Origin of the sequence: Lutibacter sp. (assembly GCF_040883305.1) — a bacterium.
Lineage (GTDB): Bacteria > Bacteroidota > Bacteroidia > Flavobacteriales > Flavobacteriaceae > Lutibacter.
On sequence record NZ_JBFLKT010000249.1, the window covers coordinates 1 to 4,647 of the forward strand.

4 protein-coding genes are annotated in these 4,647 nt (G+C 32.3%); all 4 read left to right on the forward strand.

The features are described 5' to 3' along the window. The coding region (locus AB1Z17_RS07835; protein ID WP_368051248.1) for a penicillin acylase family protein at positions 1-366 on the forward strand (366 nt) is incomplete at its 5' end. After that, positions 359-1,393, forward strand: a complete 1,035-nt coding sequence (locus AB1Z17_RS07840) for a LacI family DNA-binding transcriptional regulator (protein WP_368051249.1) — start codon at positions 359-361, stop codon at positions 1,391-1,393. The genes AB1Z17_RS07835 and AB1Z17_RS07840, both read left to right, overlap by 8 nt. A gap of 18 nt (positions 1,394-1,411) precedes the next feature. After that, complete coding sequence (locus tag AB1Z17_RS07845) at positions 1,412-2,947, forward strand: YifB family Mg chelatase-like AAA ATPase (RefSeq protein ID WP_368051250.1); 1,536 nt, start codon at positions 1,412-1,414, stop codon at positions 2,945-2,947. A 177-nt stretch (positions 2,948-3,124) separates the two neighbouring features. Next, positions 3,125-4,459 carry an MFS transporter gene (locus AB1Z17_RS07850; protein WP_368051251.1) on the forward strand — a complete coding sequence of 445 codons (1,335 nt, stop codon included), beginning with the start codon at positions 3,125-3,127 and terminating at the stop codon, positions 4,457-4,459. Positions 4,460-4,647: the final 188 nt, after the last annotated feature.

Genomic DNA, 4,647 nt, shown 5'->3' on the forward strand with positions numbered 1-4,647 from the left:
AAAGTACATACTCTGGAGCACGGACATCCGTTAGGTACAATAGCGGCTTTAAAAAAGTACTTTAATGTGGGGCCATTTCCAATAAAAGGGGCAAAAGAAGTTATTGACAATAGGGGATATGATTATAATGATACTGGAATATACACTGTAAATGCAGGTCCTTCAACAAGAAGAATTATAGATTTTTCGGATATTGAAAATAGTATTAGTATCTTGCCAACAGGTCAGTCTGGAAACCCATTTAGTAAACATTATAAAGATCAAACCGAAATGTATAATAAAGGTGAATTCAGAAAAATGAAACTAAATAAAGAAGAAATTATTAATAGTTCAACTAAATTAACTATTCAACCAAAAAATGAATAAAAGAATAACCATAAAACAAATTGCAAAAGCTCTAGGCGTTTCAATTTCAACAGTTTCAAAAGCTTTAAATGATAGTTACGAAATAAGTGACGAAACAAAAGGCAAAATTCAAGAATATGCTAAACTTCACAAGTACAAGCCAAATACGCTTGCGTTAAGTTTACAAAACAAAAAAACAAAAACAATTGGAATTCTTATTCCCAATATTTTAAATTATTACTTTGCAAGAGCACTTCGTGGAATTGAAAAAGTAGCTACCGAAAAAGGCTATAGCATAATCACTTGTATTACAAATGAATCTTATGAAAAAGAAGTTGAAACTATGGAAATGCTTTCCAATGGAACAATAGACGGTTTTATTGCTTGTGTTTCGGTGGAAACGTTAAAATTAAAAAAGTTTGATCACTTTCATGATATTTTAGAGGAAGAAACTCCAATTGTGCTATACGACCGTGTACATAAAGATATTAATTGCGATAAAGTAGTGACAGATAATATTAAAAGTGCTTATAAAGCAACACGATTTTTAATGAAATCTGGCTGTAAAGACATTGCATTAATCTCTACTTCCGAAGGATTAAATATTAATGAATTCAGAATAAAAGGATATTTAAAAGCACTTACAAAATATGGCGTAACTCCAAACGAAAATTTGATTATTAAACAAGATGATGAAAACAACTTAATTGAACGTATAAATCATATGTTAGATAACAATAAAGTTGATGGTATTTTTTCTGTAGATGAAGTTTCTGGAGCAATTGCAACACAGGTTTTAAATAAAAGAAATGTAAAAATTCCAGAGGAAGTTTCCATTATTGGGTTTACAAATGGAATTTTATCCAGATACGGGTCTCCACCTTTAACAAGTGTTAATCGTTTTGCACATACAACTGGTGAAGTTGCAGCAACACGTCTTATAGACAAACTTGAAGGTAGAATTAAATTTGATGATATTAAAACTGAAATTATAAAAACTAAATTGGTAGAAAGAGAATCAACAAAAAAACTTTTTATTAAGTTTTAAATAAAAATAATAATTGCTATGCTTGTTAAAATTTTTGGTAGCGCCGTTTTCGGTGTGGAAGCTACAACCATAACGGTTGAAGTTAATATTGATAAAGGAATTGGATATCATTTAGTTGGTTTGCCAGACAATGCTATTAAAGAAAGTAGTTACAGAATTTCCGCAGCGTTAAATAATAATAAGTACAAACTTCCTGGTAAAAAGATTACTATTAATATGGCTCCAGCGGATCTGCGTAAAGAAGGTTCTGCATACGATTTAACATTAGCCATTGGGATTTTAGCTGCTTCAAATCAAATTAAACCAGAAAAAGTTGGTGATTATATAATTATGGGAGAACTTTCTTTAGATGGAAGTTTACAACCAATAAAAGGCGCGTTACCAATAGCAATTAAAGCACGAGAAGAAGGGTTTAAAGGTTTTATTTTACCAAAACAAAATGCAAAAGAAGCTGCAATTGTTAGCGACTTAAAAGTATTTGGTGTAGAAAATATTACTGAAGTTATTAATTTTTTTGATGAAAAAGCTGAACTCGAACAAACTATAATTGATACGCGTGCAGAATTTTACAAAAACCTTGACAATCCAGAATTTGATTTTGCAGATGTAAAAGGACAAGAATCTGTAAAACGTTCTATGGAAATTGCTGCTGCTGGCGGACATAACATTATACTTGTTGGGCCTCCAGGAAGTGGTAAAACTATGTTAAGCAAACGATTGCCTTCCATTTTACCACCAATGACCTTGCAGGAAGCCTTGGAAACTACAAAAATTCATTCTGTAGTTGGTAAAGTTAAAGAAAGTGGTTTAATGTGTCAACGCCCGTTTCGATCTCCGCACCATACTATTTCAGATGTTGCGCTTGTTGGTGGTGGGCAATATCCGCAGCCAGGCGAAATTTCATTATCGCACAATGGTGTGTTGTTTTTAGATGAATTACCAGAATTTAAACGCACCGTTTTAGAAGTAATGCGACAACCTTTAGAAGATAGGGAAGTTACTATTTCAAGGGCGCGATTTACAGTAACGTATCCAAGTAGTTTTATGCTAGTAGCAAGCATGAATCCGAGTCCGAGCGGTTATTTTAACGATCCAGATGCGCCTGTAACCTCATCACCCGCAGAAATGCAACGCTATTTAAGTAAAATTTCCGGACCTCTTTTAGATCGAATTGATATTCATATTGAAGTAAATCCTGTTCCTTTTGAAAAACTTTCTGAAGAGCAATTAGCCGAACCGAGTAAACTTATAAGAGAACGTGTAACAAAAGCACGGGAAAAGCAATCTGAACGTTTTATAGAACTTGAAAATGTACATTACAACGCACAAATGAGTGTAAAACAAATTCGCAAATTCTGTAAACTAAGCGAAGAAAGTAAGAATCTCTTAAAAAATGCTATGGAACGGTTAAATTTATCGGCAAGAGCTTACGATAGAATTTTAAAAGTTTCTAGAACCATTGCTGATCTTGAAGGTGTAACTGATATTTCGTCTGCTCATATTTCTGAAGCCATACAATACAGAAGTTTAGATAGAGAAGGTTGGTTGGGGTAAAGTGTATAGATTATTGAAATTGAGTATGTTAAATTATTTTTTAATATATTTGAAACACTGATCAAAATCTTAACAAGAATTTATAACTATTACTATTTCACATATTGTGCGAGATTTTAAAGAATTAGTAGATACCAAATTATTGGATATACATTACTATTATAAAATACGAACATTATGGAATTTGATGAAAATGAAAAAGTACTAGTAAAGGAAAAAAACTTGTTTTTAACGGAAAATCCTGTTTTAAGGTACTTGACGTTTTCTGCACTTTATATTGCACAAGGCATTCCTGAGGGTATTACGTTTTTTGCAATTCCGGCTTGGCTTGCTATGAATAATAAAACTCCTGTGGAAATTGCAAGTTTTGTTGCAGTTATAGGAATTCCGTGGAGTTTCAAAATTCTTATAGCACCACTAATGGATAGGTATACTATTCTATCAATGGGGCGAAAACGACCTTGGGTTATTTTTGGACAATTAGGATTAATTCTGAGTTTTTTAAGTATTGGACTTATAGCAGATCCGCTGAATGACCTTAATAGTTTAATGATTTCTGGGTTTTTAATAAGCTTTTTTGGAGCATTTCAAGATGTTGCAACAGATGGTATGGCAATTGATGTTGTGCCTATCCCTCAACAGGCAAGGGCGAATGGATTAATGTGGGGCTCTAAAACAATTGGAACTGCACTATCATTGGTTGTTGGAACTGCGTTAATTAATGCAGTTGGATTTTCAACCGCAATTGCTTCGCTCTCCATAACTACTGCCTTTATTATGTTAGTTCCAATATGTTTTAGAGAACGTCCTGGAGAAAAACTAATGCCTTGGACAAAGGGAGAAGCCTCAAATGACTCAAAAAATGCACAATTGTTTAGTTGGAAACATATTTTTAAAAATCTATTTAAAGTAACCATCCTTCCGTCTAGTTTACTACTGTGCTTAGCGCTTTTTGTATTGGGTATTATGTATGGTTTGGTAGATACACTTTTACCAATTTTTACTATTCAAGAACTTGATTGGACAAACACAACCTATTCACAAGTTTATTCGATAACAACAGTTGTTGGAGGAATTTTTGGAATGTTTGTAGGTGGAGCTTTGGTTGATTTTTTTGGTAAAAAAAGAATGCTATCTATTTATCTTGTATTTTTAATTGTTTTGATTGTGTCTTTTGCATTTTTTCCAAGTTTTTGGGGTGTTGCAAAAGTGGTTTTTTCTTTTGTCTTATTATATTATCTTTTGTCTATCTTTCTTAATATTGCAACGTTTGCAACGGGAATGCAGCTATGTTGGAGAACGGTAGCCGCTACGCAATTTACTTTATATATGGCATTAGCAAATATGGGTAGATCTGTTGGGGCTTGGTTAGTTGGTGTTTTAAAAGAAAGTATGAGTTGGGATTACGTATTTATAATTACTGCCCTTTCACCACTTATTGCCCTTATTATTATTCAATTTTTAAATTTTGAAAAGCATGAAAAAGCTATAAAAAATTTTAAGATTATATAATAAATTAGGCGCAATCTAAAAAACATCTATTATTTTTATAAAATGTCCATTAACTGCACAAGTCCCATATTCATCTGGTTTTATAATTTAGGCTAAGCAATTATATTGTTTAGTTGAACTAAGATTTGATGATGTTGCTTTCGTTGTTTTATTATAGCTTCTAAATATTAATATGAAGATAAACCCTT

Bases quoted from the DNA above. Each gene is read 5' to 3' on its own strand.
- AB1Z17_RS07850 (WP_368051251.1), top strand. From the start codon at position 3,125: ATGGAATTTGATGAAAATGAAAAAGTACTAGTAAAGGAAAAAAACTTG.
- AB1Z17_RS07840 (WP_368051249.1), top strand. From the start codon at position 359: ATGAATAAAAGAATAACCATAAAACAAATTGCAAAAGCTCTAGGCGTT.
- AB1Z17_RS07845 (WP_368051250.1), top strand. From the start codon at position 1,412: ATGCTTGTTAAAATTTTTGGTAGCGCCGTTTTCGGTGTGGAAGCTACA.